The following is a 19500-nucleotide window of genomic DNA, read 5'->3' as shown; positions in this document are numbered from 1 at the left end:
TCCCGATGTGAGGCGCGCTACGACCGATCGCCGACAGCCTAGGCTCACGTGATCCTTCGGTCGGCGATCGGCGGCGATGGCGCATGCGCGCGTGGGCGCGTGGCAGGCTCGCGCGCGGGCGCGGAGGAGGCCGCGCGATCAGCTCACGATCGGCAGCCGCCTGGCCGCCGGTCGCGCGCGCGGGCCGCCCTGCTCGCGCTCGCGCAATGCGAGATCGTGCTCGATGATCGTTAGGGGATTCTCGTAGGTCGGTAGAGGGAGATCCTTATTCTTTGCGTACACGGGGTGCCGGCCGTGCTTCTTGTACCATTCGGCTACCGTGGCATTGGCCTTCATCTTCTCGAGGATGTTCCGCCACCCGGCGCCGGTGTTGTACGCGCAGAAGCTGATCTCGCCGAGCTGCGTTCCGTACGGAATGATGCACATCTCGGTGCGGCGGAAATCGTAGTTGAACAGGTCCTGGAACCACATGCCCGCCACGAACAGGATCCGCCACTCGTAGTCGCGGGCGTCGCCCTCGCCGGCGTGCGCGGCGCCCGTCTGGCTCATGAACTGCTTCACCAGGGTCGCGAGGTGGAAGTTCGGCGGCGCCTTCTCGGGCCGGTAGCGGCGCAAGAGCGCGGCGACGACCTGCGCCTTCGTGAGCGCGCGGCCGCGCCCGGCGTCGAAGATCGCGCGCAGGTCGGCGAGCAGCCCCTCGACGTCGATGAAATCGAGCAGCGGGACGACCTGCTTCGTCTTCTTGTGGACGAACAGCGCGGTCCCGATCCCGCAGTTCGGGTGGCACCCGCAGTTGAGCTGGCCCCAGTCCTTGTCGGGGCCGTCGAGCAGATCGGTCACGTTGCCGAAGGGGCTGAGCGCCGACAGGGGGAACCAGTCGCGGAGCGGGTCGGTCACGCCGGTCTGCCGGGCGACGTCGTGCGCGAGGTGGCTCAGCGTGTAGCGCTGCTTCTCGCGCAGCTCGTCGGAGATGTCCTCGTCGCGGCCGGTGAAGCTGACCGGCTGGAAGCTGACGACCGTGATCTTGTCGGCGTTCTGGACCGCGAAGTCGATGATCGGGCCCACCTGGTCGTTGTTCACGCCGTTGACGATCGTCACGACCAGGATGACGTCGATCCCGGCGGCCGAGAGCTCCTCGATCGCGCGCAGCTTCACGTCATAGAGGTTCGCGATCTTCCGGTGGCCGTTCGCGGCGTTCGTCACCCCGTCGAACTGCAGGTACGCCATCCGGAGGCCCGCCTCCTTGGCCTTCCTGGCGAAGCCCGGCTCCTCCGCGAAGCGGAGCCCGTTCGTCGCGCACTGCACCGCGAAGTACCCCTTCTGGCGCGCGTACCGGATCGCGTCGAGGAAATGCGGGCTCAGCGTCGGCTCGCCGCCGGAGAACTGGATCGACATCTGGCGGCGCGGGCGCACCTCCGCCGCGTCGTCCAGGATGCGCGTGATCTCCTCCCACGAGAGCTCGTGCACGTAGCCGACCTGATTGGCATCCATGAAGCACGGGTCGCACATCATGTTGCAGCGGTTCGTCAGATCGACCGTGAGCACCGAGCCGCGGCCGTACCGGATGGTGCTCGAGCCGTGGTTGTGGATCCTGTCCGGCGTCATCTCGACGTCGCGGCCGCCGAACAGGCGCTCGATCCGGGCGAGGAACTCCGGGTCGATCGAGATCGTGTCCGAGAAGGAGCCGTGCTTCGGGCACGTCTTCTCCATGACGACGCGGCCGTCGCGCGCGACGATGCGGGCGCGGATCTCCCCGGGCTTGTCATGGATGAGCTTGGTCCAGTCCGCCCTGCCACTCAGGATCTCAGCGCGCGCCTCCTTGACGCAGCGCGGGCACAGGCTGTCCGTCTCGCGAGGCCAGCCGAGCGGGGGCTTCGAGCGCTCGCCGCCCCGCGGGATCGGCTTGTCGCTCCACTTCGGGTGGAACGGCTTGGGCTCGCCGCCGAGCCGGCTCAGATGCTGCAAGAGTGGCCACGCCTTGTTGGCCGATACCGTGATGGCCTTTTCCAGTGTCCGTACCAGGTCGATCAAGCGTCACCTCGCTCACAGGCGCATTTCGCGGCCGCACCGTAGGTCGACCTAGCGCGTGCTTCCATCAAATTCCAGGCTCGTCACGCCGCGTTGGCGCGCCCTCCGCGGCTCAGCCCGGGGAGTGACAGCGGGCCGTCGATCGCGGGATAGTACGGGGCGCGTATGCGATTCCTCCCTGGAACCCACCGCGCCCTGGGCCTCGCCGCGGCGCTCGCGGGCGCGGCCGTGGCGGGCGCGGCCGTGGCGCAGCCGGTCGCGCGGGCGCCCCGGCCCGCGGAGGACAGCGGCAGGGCGGAGGCCGAGGCCGGCGCGGCGCCGCTGCGCGGCAGCCTCGGCGTGCCCGTCGCCGAGCGGCTGCTCGCGTCGAGCGACCCGGAGGCGCGGCTGCGCGGCATCGAGCGGCTCGGCGCGATCGGCACCGAGGAGGCGGTGACCGCGCTGCTCGCCGCGGTCGATCAGGGGGGCCCGGCGGCGCGGGATCCCAGGGCGCGCCTCGCGGCGGTGCGGGCGCTCGCCCCGCACGCGCAGCGCGACGCCGTGCGCCAGCTCCTCTCGCGCGAGCTCTCGGAGGGCGGCGGCCCCGCGCGCGGCGCCGCCTCCCCGCTCGGCGAGGTGCTGCGCGGCACCGCCGCCCTCGCGCTCGCGCGCACCGGCGAGCGGCGCGCGCTCGGCGCGCTCGTGAACGCGATCGTGCAGGGCGGGGCCGCGGGGGAGGCCGCCGCGCTCGCCATCGAGGCGTACCCGCCCGAGTCGCTCCAGCTCCTGCTCGGGAGCCGCAAGCGGCTCGAGCCCGCGCTCGTGAGCTTCCTCGGCGAGCTCGGCGATCTCCGGGCGATCGCGGCGCTGCGGCCGATGCTTGAGGGCGGCGACCGGGCGGCGCAGGTGGCCGCGGCGCGCGCCCTCGCGCGGCTCGGCGACGAGGCGGCGCTGGCCAAGGCGCGCGCGTGGCTGAGCAAGCCGGAGCCGGGGCTCTTCGAGGCGACCGTCGAGATCCTCGTCCACCTCGGCGCGCCGGAGGCGCCGGACGCGGTGGCCTCGCTGCTCGGGTCCGAGCTGGGCCGGCTCGAGGGGCTCAGGCTGGCCGAGCTCGCGCCGGCGGAGCGGCTCGTGCCGGCGCTCGCGCGCGCTCTCCCGCTGCTCCCGGAGGACGCGCGGCCGCGCGCCGTCGCGGCGATCGGCCGCGCGGGCGGCGCGGAGGCGGCGCGGCAGCTGCGCCGGCTGACGCTCGAGCGCCCCGAGCTCGCGACGGCCGCGGCGTTCGCGCTCGCGACGATGCCCGGGGCCGAGGCGCGGGCCGCCGTCGCGGAGCTCGTCGACGGGCCGCGCGCCGCGAAGGACGCGGAGCTCCGCAGGCTCGGCCTGCGCGCGGGCGTGGTGCGCGGGCTCGCGCTGCGCGACGCGCCCGGGTCGCTCGAGGGGCGGCTCCTCGCCGCGCTCGCGGCGCCGAAGGGGTCGAGCGATCGCGCCGTCGGGGTGTTCGGGGCCGTGGCGCTCGGCCTCCGCGACCCGCTCGAGGTCGTCGGCGGGTGCGCTCCGGCCTCGTGCGATCGCGCGGCGGTCCACGCGGCGGCGCGCGGCGCGCTCGCGCGGGGCGAGCGCGCCCTCGCCGCGCTGGCGCCGCTGTTCGCGGAGCTCGCCGCGCCCGGCGGCGGCGCCGCGCCCGGCGGCGACGACGCCGCGCCCGACGCGGCGGCGATCTCCGCCGGCGTCGCGCTGCTCGCGGAGCCTCGGGGCGGCGCGGTCGCGACCTCGCGGCTCGCCGCGCTCGCGGAGGCGGGCGGCCCGCTGTCGCCGCTCGCGGCGCGCGCGCTCGCGGCCCGCGACGACGAGGTGGTCCGCGGCAGGCTCAAGCGGCTGCTCGAGGGGAGCGATCCGGTCGTGCGCGCGCACGTCGCGCTCGGCCTCGGGAGCGACCCGTTGCCCGACAGCGTGTCGCTCCTCGCGCGCGCCTACCGCTTCGAGGACGACCCCGCGGTACGCCGCGCGATCGTCCGCGGGCTGTCTCGGCGCACCGAGGTGCAGCGCCGGCGCGTCCTGCTCGCGGCGCGGGATCTCGATCCCGACGAGGGGGTGCGCGCGCTCGCGCGGGCCGCGCTCTCCGACCTCCCGCGCGCCGGCGCGCCGGCGCTCGATCCGCCGCGCGCCGCGCTGGCCACGGGGGTGGTGTGGATCGCGATCGTCCCGAACGACCAGGGCGCGGCCGCGGGCGCGTCGTCGCGTCCGGCGCGGCTCGTCCGCCCGGATGGGCTCGCGGTCCCGGTCGTGGCCGATCCCGACGGCGTGCTCCTCGTGCCGGCGGTGCCGCCCGGGGTGAGCTCCGTCCTGCTTGCGCCGGCCGCACCCCCGGGGGACGCTGGCTCATGACGACGATGAGCAACGCGACGGACGAGAGCCGCACGGGCGAGGGGCCGGGCGAGGGACCCGGCGTGGACTCCGGCGTGGGATCGCGCGCGGAGCCCCGCGCCGCGGCGTCTCTGGCCGAGGGCGACCGCGCTCCCGCGAGCGGCGACAAGGCCGCGGGCGCGATGTCGTTCGAGGAGTCGACGCGCCGCCTCGCGAAGATCGTGGCGGAGCTCGAGGGCGGCGATCTGCCGCTCGAGCGCGCGCTGTCGCTCTTCGAGGAGGGCATCCGGCTGTCGCGGTCGGCGCAGGAGCGGCTCGACCGCGCGGAGAAGCGCGTCGAGGAGCTGCTCGGGATGGACGCCGACGGGCGCCCGGTGACGCGCGAGTTCGAGGGCTGAGCGGAGCAAGGGTGAGATGAGGACGGCCGCGGCGCTGATCATCGGCAACGAGCTGCTCAGCGGGAAGATCGCTGACGAGAACCTGTTCGTGCTCGCCGGCACCCTGCGGGCGCTCGGCGTCAAGCTGGAGCGCGCGGTGATGGTGCTCGACGACCTCGAGGTGATCGCCGCCGAGGTGCGGGCGCTCTCGGCGTCGCACGACTGGCTCTTCACGAGCGGCGGTGTGGGCCCGACGCACGACGATCTGACGATCGCGGGCGTCGCGCGCGCCTTCGGCGTGCCGGTGGTCAGCGCGCCCGACATGGAGAGCATGCTGCGCGAGTACTACGGCGACCGGCTCACCGAGGGGCACCTGCTGATGGCGCGCATCCCGGAGGGCGCGCGGCTCGTGACCGGCGGCAGCGCCGCGTGGCCGGCCGTGGTGATGCGCAACGTGTGGATGCTGCCCGGCGTGCCGCAGATCTTCCGGGCCAAGCAGGCGCTCATCCAGGCCGAGCTCTCGGGCGGCACGCCGTTCGTCTCGCTCGCGGTGTTCACGACGCTCGACGAGGGGCAGCTCAAGCCGATGCTCGACCGCGTGGTCGAGGCGCACCGCGACGTCGACATCGGCTCCTACCCCCGGTGGTCCGGCGTCGAGTACCGCACGAAGCTCACGTTCGACGGCCTCGTCGAGGCGAAGGTGCGCGCGGCGCGCGACGCCTTCGCCGAGAGCCTGCCCGCGGAGACGATCGTCCGCGTCGAGTGACGCGCGTCGCCCTCGCATCTCCCGGTGAGCCCGGCCGGCGCCGCGCCGTCGGGCTCCTTCGGGGCGCGGCAGCCGACGGGCGGGAGCGGTAGCCGCGCCTCTCCGGCGAGCGGATGCCGACGGGTCTCCGCCGGATGACGACGGGTTCCACCTCGGATGACGATGAACCCCCCGTCGGATGACGGCGGGTACTCGCCCCGATGACGACGTCTCCGGGCCGGATGACGATGGCTCGCCGCCCGATGCCGATGGGCTCCGGCCGGATGCCGATGGGCTCCTGCCGCATGCCGGCGGGCCCCAGCCCCGATGCCGATGGCTCCGGGTCGGATGCAGATGGCTCGCGGGCGGATGACGACGACGTCCACCTCGGATGACGATGACCGCCTCCCGGAATGACGACGCCCGCCGCCGCGATGCCGACGGTTCCGCGCCGCGCGCTCGCGCGTCGCGCTGTCGCCATCCACGGGCACGCTCGCCGGCGCCATGGCCAAAACTTGCCACGCCCTCGACGTGTCGCTCCGCACCTCCTTAGCCTGCGCAGATGGCCAAACCTATCTCTCCTCCCGAAGAGACCGATGACAACGATCCCACGCTCGAATCCCTTGCCGAGCGCCTCGGCAAGCCGGAGCCCGGCATCATCGAGGCGTTGCTCGACGGCACGACAGAATCCCAGCTCGTCGAGCGAGGGCGGCAGATCGCCTCGTCGCGCGTCTTGACCGATCTGCGCCGCCTCTACGCGACGGCGCACGCGTGCTGGTCGGGCGCGTCGAAGGAGAAGCGGGAGAAGCTGCGCGGCTTCTCGCCGGAGCTGCTCGCGCTCGCGGTCGACCAGGCGCTCGCGCTGGAGCGGCTGCTCGAGGCGCACGAGAGCGCCGGGCAGAAGAAGGACGCGGCGCGCGCCACGACGGACGCGGCGCTGCGCGAGCGGCTCTCGCGCGCGCTCCTCCTGCGCGACCAGGCCTACGAGGTCCTCCGCGGCGTCGCCGGCTCGGGCAAGGAGGCGCGCGAAGAGCTCGCGCAGGGGGTCGGCACCGCGGAAGATCCGGGCGCGCTCGCACGCGGGCTCACGCAGCTCGCCGCGCTCGGCAAGCGCTACCTCGCGCAGAAGAAGGGCCCCCTCGCCGTGCGCGCCAAGCTGATGCGGCTCGACCAGGACTACGTCGAGCGCCTCGAAGAGACCGCGAAGGAGCTGATCCAGGCGGCGAAGACCGCGGCCGCGCGCCCCGCGGGCCAGAAGGTCACGAGCGGCGATCTCGACCGGGCCGACGGCATCAACCTGATCCTGCTCGAGCAGATCGTGCGGGTGTTCGAGCGCGCCAACGAGCAGGATCCGACCATCCCGCGGCTCGTGCCCATCGCGACGCGGCGGCTCTTCAGCCGGAGCACCAGGAAGAAGGCGACCGAGACGCCCGGCGGAGGCGGCGGCGCGGCTGGCAGCGGCAGCGCTGGAAGCGGCAGCGCCGGCGGCGCGCCGCCGGACGAGGATCCGCTCGAAGGCGACGACGCGCCGGTCTGAGCAAAAAGCGCCCTGATCGGGCCCGAGCGTCGATGGAGGGCTCAGGCCGCAACCTGGGCCCTGTTCCTTTGTTCTTGTCACGCCCCTCGCCGGCGACTTCAGGGGCGGACCATCGCCGGCGGGTAGTGGTCAAATTTGAACATGAAGGCGGGGAGGCGGGAAGAAAAGATCAATAATCTTCCCGCCTTCCCGCCTTCATGTGGACTCTCTCTGGGCAAAGTTGACCACTGCCCGGCGGCGGCCAGCTCGCATCCATTACCCATGTTCCCGTGGAGCCGCGTGGCCACCTGGAGTGAACGAATACCTGCGCAGCATACGTGGGTTTCTACCGTTGATTCGACAACCAGCGCGTGTGGGGGACGCCATCGGCGCGAGGCGCATCGATTTCGCGTGCGGGACGTCACGAGCTCTTCCGGCTGACTGCGCCGCGCGCTGTAAACCGCGGTGAGGACCTGCTGTGCGGCCGAGGCACACGGCCACGGCCGATATGCCGAGGGCGGAGGAAGGGAGATCGGGGACACGCTCCTCGGGCGAGCAATGTCCTACCGCTTTTGTGAGGACGCTTGCGCCTGGAGAACGGGCAGGCGAGCGTGCGCAGGTGAGAAAAATCGCGGGGTGGAGGCAATGAAGTTGAGGGAGCGATTCAAACCAAGACGGCGGAGGACGATTCTCGCTGTGGCTGTCGCCGCCCTGGCGCTTGGCGCTGTGGGGGCCGGGTGCTTGTGGGAGCGCGAGGAGCACGCGCCCGGCCGCTTCTGCGCGCAATCGAACACCAGCGTCGTCGAGCACTGCGTGGACGCGAGCGAGGGCCCGGGCAGCGCGTGGAGCGAGGCCGAGGCGGACGGCGAGCTGCCGATCCAGATGTGGGCGTTCGGGCCGAGCGGCGCGATGTCCGACGAGCTCGCCGTGGACGCGGCGGCGCTCCGGGCCTGGTTCGACAACATCGATCGGGCTGTGGCCTACGTGCGCGACGAGGAGAAGAACGCCGAGTCGCTCCGGGCGACCCTGCACGGCAGGCTCCTCGGGCTGCTCTTGAAGTCCAGGCAGCGCCAGGAGGCGATCTTGGAGGAGGAGCCGGTCCGCGTGGCCGACAGCTTCCGGCAGGCCATGACCGACAAGGCGAGCGCCGAGGAGGAGCCGCTCGTGGCCGCGCTCGCGGCCGACAAGCAGGCGATGGCGGTCGTGCAGGCGATCTTCGACCAGGCCCGGAGCGACGCCGCGCCGCTGCAATCCAGGTACGCGGGCGTCGCGGCGCGGTTCGCCGCGTACCGCGCGACCGAGGCGGCGGAGACGGCGACGTACGCGGCGCTGTCGAATCAGGCGTCGCGGTCGGACATCGATGGCCTCGACGGCGCGGAGCAGGCGGTGCTCGCGGCGGCGCGCGAGGCGAGCCGGGCGCCGAACGAGCTCGCCGCGGAGATCATGACGCTGGCGGCGGAGCTCCAGGCGCTCGCGGTCTCGTTCGACGTGGCGATCGCGCCGCACGAGGAGGTGCTCGCGACGCACGGGGCGGTCGTGCCGGACATGACCTCGGGGGCGCTGCGCTCGCTGAGCGCGATGCTGGGCTACGCGCAGCGGCGGGTGGCCCGGAGCGACGCGACGGCGACGACGCTGCTCGGCGGCATCGCGCTGCGCCGGCAGGCGCTCCGTGTGCTGGAGGGGGACGAAGGGGCGCGCGAGGCGATCGCGCGGTCGCGGATAGAGAGGGCGTCGGAGGGGTTCAGCGAAGGAGCGCGCGCGCGGGTCGTAGCGCTGTCGGCGGCGCCGCCGGTGAGCGAGAAGCTCGGGTTGCCGCTCTTGGCCGAGCGGTGCGGGGTGCTCGTGGCGCTGGTGCAGATGCGGCCGCTCTGCGAGGCGGCGGGGTCGTCGTGGCGCGAGGCAGGGTGCGCGGTGCTCCGCGGGCGGTTCGACGCCGCGGAGGCGGAGCTCAGGACGGGCCTGCCGCGGAAGATCGCTGCGGGGTTGGCGGCGCTGCGGGAGAAGGGGATGGCCGCGGCGGCGCTCGACGCGGTGCAGGCGAGGCTCGACGCGGGCGACGTGAAGGGCGCGGCGATCGCGTATGACGCCGCCGTGCGCGGCGCGGAGGGGACATGAGAGGCACGAAGGACGTCGCGCGGCGCGGCTTCTGCGCCGCGGTGTTCCAGAAGCTCATCGCGCTGATGACGGCGCTTTCGGTGCTGGCGCCGGCGCCGGCGTGGGCGCGCACCCGCACGCCGTATACCGTGCTCTGGAGGAGCTACGGTGATGCCCATTCGTGCGGTTCTACCGAGCTCGAGACCGAGGGCGATGCCATCTTCGAGGTGAACCAGACGCCGCTGCCCACCTACGGGGTCCCGGGCGCGCTGCAGATCGAAGCCGACGGCTCGCGGAGCAATACGCTCGAGGCGGAGTTCGACTCGGTGCTGCTGCGCACGGGCAGAAACGAGTTCCACTTCGGGGTCCACACCGTCAACGGCAACGACTGGTGTACCCACGCGCGCGAGGTGGTGCACCTCGTCTCGGAGCCGCTCGGGCTGAACAAGCCGCTCTTCAACGTCCGCCGCGATGGGACTGGGTTCGAGGGCAGCACCGAGGTCGAACTGAGCCTTTCGGAGATCAACCCGGTGCTGGCGCGCGACATCGCGGAGCTGGAGGTCAGGATCGCCCGGCTGATGACCGAGCTCCTCCGCAACGCCGCGAGGGTCGCGGACCTCCGGGCGCGGATGGACCTCCTGCGGCAACTCGACACGGAGTTGCACGACCTGGTGAGCCGGCCGCTGGCCGAGATCTCGCGGACCGACCTCGACGCGATCCTCGACCGGTACAGGGACGTGGTCGACGCGGAGACGCGGGCGGCGATGGAGCAGCTCGTCGACGACCTGAAGAAGAGCGTCAGCGACCTGGAGAGCGAGCTGGCGCGGCTGCTCGACGAGTTCGGCACGCAGGCCGATGAGGTGGCGGACCTCGCGACGCAGGACGCGCGCGCCGAGGGGTGGGACCCGGACGACCCGTGGGCGTACGCGCTCGGGGCGAGCGAGGTGCCGTGGGTGGAGGTGCCGGACATCGCGGAGGTGGACGGGGCGTTCGAGGAGGGGAGGGACCCGTACGCGGCATACGCGGACGCGGTGATCGCGGCGCTGGAGGCCGACGTGAGCGGCGGGGTCGTGGTCGCGCGGGCGGACTTCGTGGCGAACGTGCGGGCGTGGCGAGAGAACAGCGCGGCGCTGGAGATCGCGCTGCGCGATCGGATGGGGGTGTCGCTGGCGGAGACGAACGCGTTCCTGAAGGCGCAGAACCGGATCACGGCGTACGTGCGGCGGTTCATGGATGCGTCGGACTGGTTCGTGGACTCGCCGGTGCCGGCGGACCTGCGGGCGAAGGTGGACACGGTGCTGAAGCCGCGGTTCGATGCGCTGGCGGACCAGATGAAGGACAGCCTGAACCAGTGGACGGGGGACGGGCTCGACCTGGAGCAGACGCAGCTCTACCAGACGATCAGCGCGTTCGCGGGGGCGATGTCGACGGTCGGGGAAGGCGCCGAGGCTTACGCGGAGGTGATGCAGACGCTGGTGCACGCGACGACGCGCATCGGGGTGGGGTTCGTGCCGGTGGTCGGGCCGGCGCTCGACCTGTGCGAGGCGGTGACGGGCAAGGAGTGGTGCCTGCCGGCCGGGCGAGAGTTGAGCGATGAGGAGCGGATCTTCTCGGGGCTGGGCTTCGGGCTCGGGGCGATTGGGGATGTCTGGCGCGGCGTTGCGGCCGCCGGCGCGCTACCGCCGCGTGGGATCCGGATCGCTGGGGAGATCGCGGGGGTCGATAAGGTCGTTGTCAAGGGGTTCGAGGTATGGAGGCTCCGCGGGTACAAGACGTTGAAAGGGCACGTCACGGCAGCCGGGTTCAACACCTTCGAGAAGACGGCGATCAGCCACATGACCCGCGAAGGGCGGGCGCTCCTCGGCGTCGGCGACGGTGGCGTGCGCAAGATGCTCGACCTTCCAGACGAGTCGCTCCCCGGCATGTCTGGCGGGAAGGCTCCTGATTTCGTGACGGTGTCCCGCGGGCAGAAGCTGATCGTGAGCGAAGTGAAAGGGGGCAACCCGGTTGAGCTAGACGATGTGTTCAAGCAGTTGTCGAACGGGATGGAGGGGCTACGGAAGAAGGGGGTCGCGGGGGATGTCGAGCAGGTCGAGCTCATCATGACGCGCGGTGCGAAGTTCAAGCCGGAAAAAACGTACAGTGTCAAGGACGGGTACCTCTTCAACACGACGACTCGCAAGAGGGTGACCCTGAAAGGATTCAATCACCCCATCAAGGTGACCCAGCTATGAGCGAATCAGGACCGTCGTTCTTCGCCTGGTGTGACGCGGCAGAGACGCTCGACGCGTGCCTGGCGGCGCTGCCGGCGCTCATGCATCCAGGGACTCGTATCAGCATGCTGACAGACGATGGCCTATTCTACACGACCTCCATGGACGAGGCGGTCGCGATGATCCGCACCCAGTTCGCCGAAGGTCCTTCCGCTGGAGCAGGCGTCGACGTCATGCTGACCGGCTCCAAACGTCTCTTCGGTTGCAGCTGGGACTGTTACACGGAAGAGGCCGGCCGCGACATTTCGGCTGGCCCCATCCACATGACCACGTGCGACCAGGAAGGCTTCCTCTACTCCTACCTCGAGCTCGCCTGGGGCAGGGGCCCGCGCTCGATCGAGGCCGAGGCCGCGGTCGCGTGGCTCCTGCTCCGGGACGACCTCGAGGACCTCCTGCTCCGCCTCTGCGCGCCGGACGCGAGCGGTCGCGTCCGCACCGGCGCGTGTACGAACGGGGGAGACTGGATCGCGCCCGTCCGCATGTGCGCGACGTACAACGCGGACGCGCGGGAGATCGCGCGCGATCTCGCCCTCTCGTGGCTACAGCGCCACGACAAGGAGATGGTATCGCGCAACGCGGGCCTGTCGCTGGAAGCGCTCCGCGCGCGGGTGGAAGCCGCGCCGGCCGGGGCGCGCGTCCCGCTCAAGGGCGGAAGCGACCGCGCGCACGCGCTCTCCCGCGAGACCGTCCTCAAGGCGCTGGCGACGCCGCCCTCCGCCCTGCTGGAGGCGCTCGAGGCCGTGGCGGCGCCCGACGAGGCGTGGCGCGCCGCAGAGCCGCGCGCGCGAGAGATCCTGGCGCTGACGAGCCAGATCGCGGAGACCGGCGAAGGCCCGCCCACGTGGGCGGTGCACACGGACACGCGCGCCCACGTCCGCTTCCTCCGAAAGCACGCGCCTTTTCACGTGCGCCGCCTCGCGGGCGGCGGCGTGATCCTGGCGACCCACCCGTTCCGCTCGCTCTGGCCGCTCTGGGTCGACGCGCTCTTCTCGCTCGGCCTGATGCCCTGACCCAGCAACCTCATGAGGGTGAACCAAGGATGAAACCAGGGCCGTACTTCTTCGCCTGGTGCGACGAGGCAGCGCGGGTCGACGCGTTCGCGGGGGCGCTGCCGGCGCTCGTCATCCCAGGGATGTATATCAGCGTGACGATGGGCTCCGACGTGGATCGCACCGTGAACTCCGTGGACGAGGCGGTCGCGATGATCCGCGCCCACTTCGGACGCACCGATGCCGAAACCTACTTCGCCATGGAGCTCGACGACCGGCGCTCATTCTATGGCCACTATCGCTGCTTCACCGGCAAGAGCGAACGTCTCAAGCCGATGGGCCCCATCCACCTGGTCCCTGCCAGCGCGGCGGACATTCTCCCGCTGGATTTGTACCTCGCCCTGGGCAGCGGACCGCGCTCCGTCGAGGCGGAAGCCGAGCTCACGTGGCACATCGTTCTGGACGACCTCGAGGACCTGCTGCTCCGCCTCTGCGCGCCCGACGCGAGCAGGCGCGTCTCGACCGGCGGCTGCACGAGCGCGTGGACCTGGCTCGCGCCGGTCTCGATGTGCGCGACGTACCACGCGGACGCCGGCGACATCGCGCGCGATCTGGCCCTGTCGTGGGTCAGCCTCCACGACAAGGAAAAGGTCTCGCTGATCGCGGGCATGTCGCTGGAGGCGCTGCACGCGCGTGTCGACGCCGCGCCGGCCGGGGCGCGCGTGGTTCCGACGGACAAGAGCGGGCGCTCGATCCCGCTCTCCCGCGAGACCGTCCTCAAGGCGCTGGCCATGCCGGGCTCCGCGCTGCTCGAGGCGCTCGTGGCCGCCGCCGATGTGCCCGACGAGGCGTGGCGCGCCGCGGCGCCGCGCGCCGAGGAGATCCACAACCTGACGGTGCAGGCCAGGGCGCGCGGCGAGCAGTTCACCCGCGGCGGCGGGCCCCTCACCTGGGTGGAACTGACGGGCGAGCATGTCTACTTCCTCGTCGACCACGCCCCGTTCCACGTGCGCCGCCTCCCGGGCGGCGGCGTGGTGCTGGCGACCCACCCGTACCGCACACTCTGGCCCCTCTGGTCCGACGCTCTCTTCGCGCTCGGCCTGATGTCCTGACGCGCATCGGGACTGGCCAGACGCGCACCTGCCTGGCGGCCGCCACCCTCCGCCGCCGCTCCGCCGCCCCGGAGGCGCGCCGATCGCCGCGGCGCCGCGCGCCGGCCGCCGGGCCCGCCGCGTGCTTGTGGCCGGCGCATGAGCTCCTGGAAGCGCGCCGCGCTGCTGCCCGATCACCTGCCCGTCCACGATTCGTACACCGACGATCCCGCGGCGCTCGCCGCCTTCATCGGCCCGCGCGAGCGCGCGCTCGAGGAGGGGATCTGGTCGCTCGGCGACGCCGACCTGCTCGCCATCGTGCTCGGCACCGGGCTGGTCGGCACGCCCGTCACGATCGTCTCCGCCGCGCTCCTCTCGCGCTTCTCCGGGCTGGAGGGGCTCTCGCGGCTCGGCCCGCACGCGCTCGCCGAGCACCCAGGCCTCGGCCTCGCGAAGGCGCTCCGCATCGCCGCGTCGCTCGAGCTCGGGCGGCGCGCGTTCGAGCGCGCGGTGCGCCCGCGGCCGCCGGTGCGCACGTCGGCCTCGATCGCGGCGTGGTGCGCGGCGCAGCTCGGCCCGCTCGATCACGAGCAGATGTGGGTGATCTCGCTCGACGGCCGCAACGGGATGCGGGGAGCGCGCCGGGTCGCGCAGGGCGGGCTCCACGGGTGCTCGGTCACGGCGAAGGACATCCTGCGCGCCGCGCTCTCGGACGCGGCCTCGGCGCTCGTGCTCGTGCACAACCACCCGAGCGGCGACTCCGCGCCGTCCCCCGAGGACGTGGCCATGACCGACGCGGTCGCGGCGGCCGGCGAGGTGATCGGGGTGCCCCTCGTCGACCACGTCATCCTCGCGCCGGACGGCCACTACTCGTCGCTGCACGATCTCGGGATGATCAAGCCCGGCGACGCGCCGGCGGAGGGCGGAGCCGGCGCGCGCCCCGCGCCGGCGGAGGGCGGAGCCGGCGCGCGCCCCGCGCCGGCAGGAGCGGCCGGCGCTGGTCCCCGCCGCGCGGGCCACGGCCAGCGCTAGCGCCGCGCGTCGACGGCGGTGAGCCGTTTCGCGACCCTGCCGTGACTCCAGGGGGCCGGTCGGCTCACGAGGCGGCGCTCGGCGTTCGGTCATGTCCAGCGGAACCCTACGAACATGGTGATGCGCGCCCGAGCTCTCGCCCCCCCTCGAAGGCTCGGCGTGGTCGCCTATGCGAGCGACGAGGCGCTCGTGGAGGGGCTCCGCGCGAGGCATCCCGCCGCCCTCTCCGCCTTTCACGAGCGCTTCTCCGGGCACGTGCTCCGCGTCCTCGGCCGGCTCCTCGGCAGCGGCCACGACCTGTCCGACGCTCACCACGACGCCTTCGTCCGCGCGCTGTCCTCCCTCGACGCCCTGCGCGATCCGGCCGCGCTGAAGGCGTGGATGACGTCGGTCGCGGTGTTCACGGCGCGGACCTGCATCCAGCGGCGCGCGCGCCGGAAATGGCTCCTCTTCTTCGCCCCCGACGAGCTCCCACCCCTCGTGGCGCGCCCGCACGAAGGCGACGCGCACGAGGCGCTGCGCGCGACCTATCGAGCGCTGGACCGGCTCCCGGCCGACGAGCGCATCGCGTTCGCGTTGCGGCGCATCGACGGCATGGAGCTCCAGGAGGTCGCCGACGCGTGCGGCGTCTCGCTCGCGACCATCAAGCGGAGGCTGGCCCGCGCGGAGGCCAACTTCCTCGAGGCGGCGCGGGATCAACCCGCGCTCGAGGAGTGGCTGAAATGAGGCTCGTCAAGGGCGATCGCCCCTCGCTCGATCGTCTGCGTGAGCTCGGCCGCGTCCAGGATGCGGAGCTCGCGGCGCAGGATCTCGATCTCGAGCGCGCGCGCGAGCGATTCCTGGAGAGCGCGGCCGGCGGAGCCGCCCATCCCGGGGTTGCCCGCCTCGGACCGTCGCGCCCTCGGTGGATCGCGCCCGCGGCCTTCGTCGCGCTTGCAGCGGCCTCTGCGGTCCTGCTCCTCGTCCTGCTCCCCTCGTCGAGGTCGCTCTCGTTCGCGGTCGGGTCTGCAGAAGGGCAGGTCGGGACGTGGATCGCCGCCGCGGCGGATGCTCCGCTGCCGATCCGCTTCTCGGACGGCACGTCGCTCGCGCTGGACGCGGACGCGCGGGCGCGCGTGGTGGCCGCCGACGCCCGCGGGGCGCGGGTGCTGCTGGAAGCCGGCCGGCTCACGGCGGCGGTGACCCACACCGGGACGAGCACCTGGAACTTCAACGTCGGCCCGTTCGACGTGCTGGTGACCGGCACGCGCTTCGAGCTGAGCTGGTCCCCGGTGGACGAGGAGCTCAAGCTGGTGCTGCGGGAAGGATCGGTCGCCGTGTCGGGGCCGCTCGTGGGGGGGCGGCGCGCCGTCGCGGCGGGAGAGACGCTCGAGGTCTTCTGCAAGGAGCAGCGCTTCGAGCTCACGCGCCGAGAACCGCGCGCCGAGGGCCCGCCTCCACCGTCGTCCGCGCCCGTCGCTCCGGCCGCGCCCGTCGCTCCGGCGGCCTCCGGGCCGGCCCCGGCGGCGATCGGCGACACGGTCGCCAGGACCGCGGAAGCGCCCGCGCGCCGGCCGAGCTGGCGCGACCTCGTCGACGCCAACAAGTACGACGAGGCGATGACGGCGGCCGAGGCCGAGGGCTTCGACCGGCTCGTCGCCCGCGCGAGCGCGGCGGATCTGCTGATGCTCGCCGACGCCGCGCGCTTCTCGGGGAAGCCGGAGCGCGCGGCGGCGGCGCTCACCGCGGCGCGGAGCCGGTTCGCGGGGACGGGCGAGGCGGCGAAGGCCGCCTTCCACCTCGGCCGGATGGCGTTCGACCAGCGGCGATCCTACGCCGAGGCCGAGCGCTGGTTCGGCGTGTACCTCGGAGAACAGCCGGGCGGATCCTTTGCGCAGGAAGCGCTCGGGAGGATCATCGAATGCCGGGCGCGGATGGGCTCGGCCAGCGGGGCCCGGGAGGCCGCGCGCCGCTACCTGGAGCGCTATCCGGCGGGGCCCCATGCAGCTCACGCGAAGAGCCTCCTCGAGGAGGAGTGAGTGCGATCTCGAAGGACGGCTCGCGCGGCGCGCGGCGGAGCGTGGACGATCGGGCTCTGCCTCCTCGCCGCATCCGAGGCGCGCGCGGCGCCGCTGGAGCCGCCACGCCCGAAGGTCGTCCTGATCGCCGATCGCCGAACGGATCCCATCATGGCCCGCGTCTATGCCGAGCTCGCCACGCTCGGGTTCACGGTCGTGGTCGTGCGGGGCGACGCGGATCCGCCCTCGCGCGGGCCCGTCGAGGCGAGCGCGCGAGAGGACGGCGCGGCGGCGGTGATCCGGGTGAGGGAGGTGCCGGGCGGCGTCGATGTCTCGATCGACCGTGGTGCGACGGGCGAGTCGGTCCAGAGCGCCGTGATGGACGACGATCCGCCCACGGTCGCGATCCGCGCGGTGGAGCTCCTGCGCGCGAGCCTCCTGGAGGTGCGTTCGCCCCAGCCGTCGCGGCGCGAGGTCGACGCCGATCCGAAGACCAGGACCGACGTCGACGCGCAGCGACCGCCGCCGGCCAAGCCGGCGCCCGTCGCCGCCGCGCGCCCGCGCGCCGACGGCGCCTCCCGCGCGCCGCCTGCTCCGCCGCCGAGGCCAGGCGCGACCCGGAGCGCGCCGGCGACGTTCGGCGTCGGAGCGGCGCCCGCCCTGCTGTGGAGCGCAGGCGGCGTGCCCGCCTCCCCGATGGTGGACGTGTCGGGGTACGCGATGATCGGGTCCCGACTGGGGCTCTCCGCCTTCGTCCAGATCCCGCTCGCCAGCGTGAGCCGAGAGGGCAAAGAGGGCACGCGGCACGTGCGGGTGGCGCTCGCCGCCCTGGGGGTGCGCGTCCCGCTCGGCCCCAGCGACGCCGCGTGGCTGCCCTCGGTCGGCGCGGGGCTCGCCGCCGCCTGGCTGCATGTCGAGGGCGAAGGCCGCTCGCCCGAGTACGTCGGCGCGTCGGACGACGCGTATGCGCTCGCGCCGTACCTGCGCGTGGGGCTCTCGTTCGCGCCGTTTCCGTACCTGCGCATCAGCGAGCATTTCCTTGCCGGGATCGCAACGCCGCGCATCGTGATCGACGCTGCTGGCCGCGCGGCCGACACGTGGGGTCGCCCGTTCCTGGGCGCATCGCTCGGGGTGGAGGTCGCGCTGCCGTGAGCCGCAAAGGGCAGCTGCCGTGACTTCAGTGCAGGACGTCTAGACGCCGGGCGCTCGGGCGTCGGGCGTGGAGGGCTGCATGAAAATCACGGTGACGAAGCTCTGGGCTCTTGCCTTGTCGATGGCCTTCGCGTGCGCGCCGGCGGCGTGCTTCGACAACCACGTCGATCCGATCGTGGAAGTTCACCTGGCGACGTCCGTCGCGGGGGCTACCGAGGGGCCGTGGGCTGCCTGCGTCGTTTCCCCCGAGGACGAGAGCTCCTTCGCCCTCCCCCTCGTCTGTCCGGATCCCGGACCGGGCGGCGAAGGACGCGTGTGCTCGGTGGCGTACGTGGCCGAGAGACAAGAAGATGGATCGATGTGGTGCGACGTGGCGGCGGTCTGCATGTACGAGTGCGAGACGGCGGCGGACTGCCCGCAGCCGCAGAGCGGGACCGCCACGCCCGTGTGCAACTCGGTCTGCTCGTTGCCCTGCGACGAGAACACCGCGTGCCCGAACGGTATGGAGTGCTGGCACCTGCACCACGGGCCCGGCCTCGTGGACGAACAGGGCTTCTGCATGTGGAAGTACGAATGTGACTGAAGGTCGAGATCGGCGAGCCTAGCGCCGCGTCGCCTGAGATCCTCGATAGCGGCTCGCCGGCGGGCACCGCTAGCCGCGCCGGCTGACGAGGATGCCGTGCCGCTCCCCGCCGGGCCTCCCCGCGGTGCCCGGGACGCTCGCGAACCGCAACGTCGCGCCGCCCCAGTCGATCGACGGGCTCCCCTTGAGCAGCGACGCGTAGAGCGCGCTCGCCTGCGTCATCGGGCAGCCGAGCGCCTCGCGCAAGAACGTCAGCGACGCGCCCGTCGCGTAGCTCACCGGCGCCTGCCGGCCGTCCTCGCCGATCACGGTGACCTCGAAGACGTCGTCCTCGGCGCGCGCGGCGCGATCCGGATCGGTCAGCGCGAGGTGCAGCGCCTCGATCGCGCCCCCGCCCGCGTCGAGCGTCACGTGGAGCTCGAGGAGCGGCGCCGTGTAGCGGACGATCCGCCGCGCCCCGCCGCCCTCCACCGGGACGGGCGGCGCCAGCGTCTCGCGGCGCCGGAGCTGCGCCTCGACGACGAGCGCCGACCGCGCGAGCTCACGCTCCGTCTTGCCGAGCAGCCGGCGCGCGCGCATCTCGGCGAGCGCGCGCCTCAGCACCTCGCGGTTGCTCGCCGCCCGCGCGTGGCCCGGCTCGCGCGCGAGCAGCGCCTCGAGCTCGCCGAGCGCCTGCTCGTGCTCCCCGATCGACGCGAGCGCGTCGGCGAGCGTGAGCCGCGCGTCGGCGAACGCGGGCGCGCGCCGCACCGCCTCTCGGTACGCCGCGATCGCCGGCGCGATGTCCCGCCGCGCCTCGTGCGCGAGCCCGAGCGCGAAGGCCGCCCGCCCGTCGTCCGGCGCCGCCTCGCACGCCCGCGCGAGCCAGCGCGCCGCCTCGTCGTAGAGGCGCTCGTCGTAGAGCACGATCCCGAGCTCGCGCAGCACCCGAGGGTCGGTCGGCTCGAGCGCGGCGCCCCGCCGGAGCTCGGCGGCCGCGTCGTCGAGCCGGCCGAGGCGGACCAGCGCGCGGGCGTAGGCGAGGCGCGCCTCGGCGTCGCCACCGCCGCGCTCCACCGCCGCCGCGAGCGCCGGCGCCGCGTCCGACCAGCGGCCCTCCGCCGAGTACGCCGCCCCGAGCGCGAGCCACGCCCCCGCGTCGTCCGGCGCGCCCGCGAGGTACCCCTCGAGCCCGGCGATGCCGCCGGCCATGTCTCCTCGGCTCAGCAGATCGAGCGCGCGGGCGCGCTGCGCGTCGGGCGGCGTCATGGCGGCAGCGTACGCCGGCGCGACGAAGC

General features: G+C 73.3%; 15 protein-coding genes. 13 read left to right on the top strand and 2 right to left on the bottom strand.

Annotated features, from left to right (window positions below; translation table 11 throughout):
• Positions 1 to 138: 138 nt before the first annotated feature.
• The gene (locus WMF33_RS37345; protein ID WP_437333072.1) at positions 139 to 1965 is read right to left on the bottom strand and encodes a radical SAM protein; all 1827 of its coding nucleotides are present in this window, start codon (positions 1963 to 1965) and stop codon (positions 139 to 141) included.
• Positions 1966 to 2193: 228 nt separating this feature from the next.
• On the opposite strand from WMF33_RS37345, the gene WMF33_RS37340 reads away from it, so the two are divergent.
• From WMF33_RS37340 to WMF33_RS37280, 13 genes are all read left to right on the top strand, one after another.
• Positions 2194 to 4395, top strand: a complete 2202-nt coding sequence (locus WMF33_RS37340) for a HEAT repeat domain-containing protein (protein WP_437333071.1) — start codon at positions 2194 to 2196, stop codon at positions 4393 to 4395.
• Between the two features lie 5 nt (positions 4396 to 4400).
• Entirely contained in the window at positions 4401 to 4772 is a 372-nt protein-coding gene (gene xseB, locus WMF33_RS37335) for an exodeoxyribonuclease VII small subunit (protein ID WP_437333070.1), read from the top strand.
• Positions 4773 to 4788: 16 nt separating this feature from the next.
• Complete coding sequence (locus WMF33_RS37330; protein ID WP_437333069.1) at positions 4789 to 5517, top strand: competence/damage-inducible protein A; 729 nt, start codon at positions 4789 to 4791, stop codon at positions 5515 to 5517.
• A gap of 541 nt (positions 5518 to 6058) precedes the next feature.
• Positions 6059 to 7033, top strand: a complete 975-nt coding sequence (locus WMF33_RS37325; protein ID WP_437333068.1) for a hypothetical protein — start codon at positions 6059 to 6061, stop codon at positions 7031 to 7033.
• Between the two features lie 675 nt (positions 7034 to 7708).
• Positions 7709 to 9127, top strand: a complete 1419-nt coding sequence (locus tag WMF33_RS37320; protein WP_437333067.1) for a hypothetical protein — start codon at positions 7709 to 7711, stop codon at positions 9125 to 9127.
• Positions 9124 to 11340, top strand: a complete 2217-nt coding sequence (locus WMF33_RS37315) for a hypothetical protein (protein WP_437333066.1) — start codon at positions 9124 to 9126, stop codon at positions 11338 to 11340. The genes WMF33_RS37320 and WMF33_RS37315 overlap by 4 nt, the downstream gene beginning before the upstream one ends.
• Complete coding sequence (locus WMF33_RS37310) at positions 11337 to 12389, top strand: hypothetical protein (RefSeq protein WP_437333065.1); 1053 nt, start codon at positions 11337 to 11339, stop codon at positions 12387 to 12389. The genes WMF33_RS37315 and WMF33_RS37310 overlap by 4 nt, the downstream gene beginning before the upstream one ends.
• A gap of 29 nt (positions 12390 to 12418) precedes the next feature.
• Positions 12419 to 13480 (top strand): hypothetical protein, encoded by a 1062-nt coding sequence (locus tag WMF33_RS37305; RefSeq protein ID WP_437333064.1) that lies wholly within the window; start codon positions 12419 to 12421, stop codon positions 13478 to 13480.
• Between the two features lie 138 nt (positions 13481 to 13618).
• Positions 13619 to 14491, top strand: a complete 873-nt coding sequence (locus WMF33_RS37300; protein WP_437333063.1) for a JAB domain-containing protein — start codon at positions 13619 to 13621, stop codon at positions 14489 to 14491.
• Between the two features lie 120 nt (positions 14492 to 14611).
• Positions 14612 to 15217, top strand: a complete 606-nt coding sequence (locus WMF33_RS37295; RefSeq protein WP_437333062.1) for an RNA polymerase sigma factor — start codon at positions 14612 to 14614, stop codon at positions 15215 to 15217.
• A complete protein-coding gene (locus tag WMF33_RS37290; RefSeq protein ID WP_437333061.1) occupies positions 15214 to 16509 on the top strand; it encodes a tetratricopeptide repeat protein in 1296 nt (431 codons plus the stop codon). The genes WMF33_RS37295 and WMF33_RS37290 overlap by 4 nt, the downstream gene beginning before the upstream one ends.
• Positions 16510 to 17640: a hypothetical protein gene (locus WMF33_RS37285; RefSeq protein WP_437333060.1), complete on the top strand. Its 1131-nt coding sequence runs from the start codon at positions 16510 to 16512 to the stop codon at positions 17638 to 17640.
• A 79-nt stretch (positions 17641 to 17719) separates the two neighbouring features.
• Positions 17720 to 18223 (top strand): hypothetical protein, encoded by a 504-nt coding sequence (locus tag WMF33_RS37280; protein ID WP_437333059.1) that lies wholly within the window; start codon positions 17720 to 17722, stop codon positions 18221 to 18223.
• 69 nt (positions 18224 to 18292) lie between these two features.
• On the opposite strand, the gene WMF33_RS37275 is transcribed toward WMF33_RS37280, so the two are convergent.
• Positions 18293 to 19471: a tetratricopeptide repeat protein gene (locus WMF33_RS37275; RefSeq protein WP_437333058.1), complete on the bottom strand. Its 1179-nt coding sequence runs from the start codon at positions 19469 to 19471 to the stop codon at positions 18293 to 18295.
• Positions 19472 to 19500: the final 29 nt, after the last annotated feature.

Source organism: Sorangium sp. So ce394, from assembly GCF_051474665.1.
GTDB classification, from domain to species: domain Bacteria; phylum Myxococcota_A; class Polyangia; order Polyangiales; family Polyangiaceae; genus Sorangium; species Sorangium cellulosum_D.
Note: the sequence above shows the minus strand (reverse complement) of the source record. Positions and strands in the feature narration are given on the sequence as shown.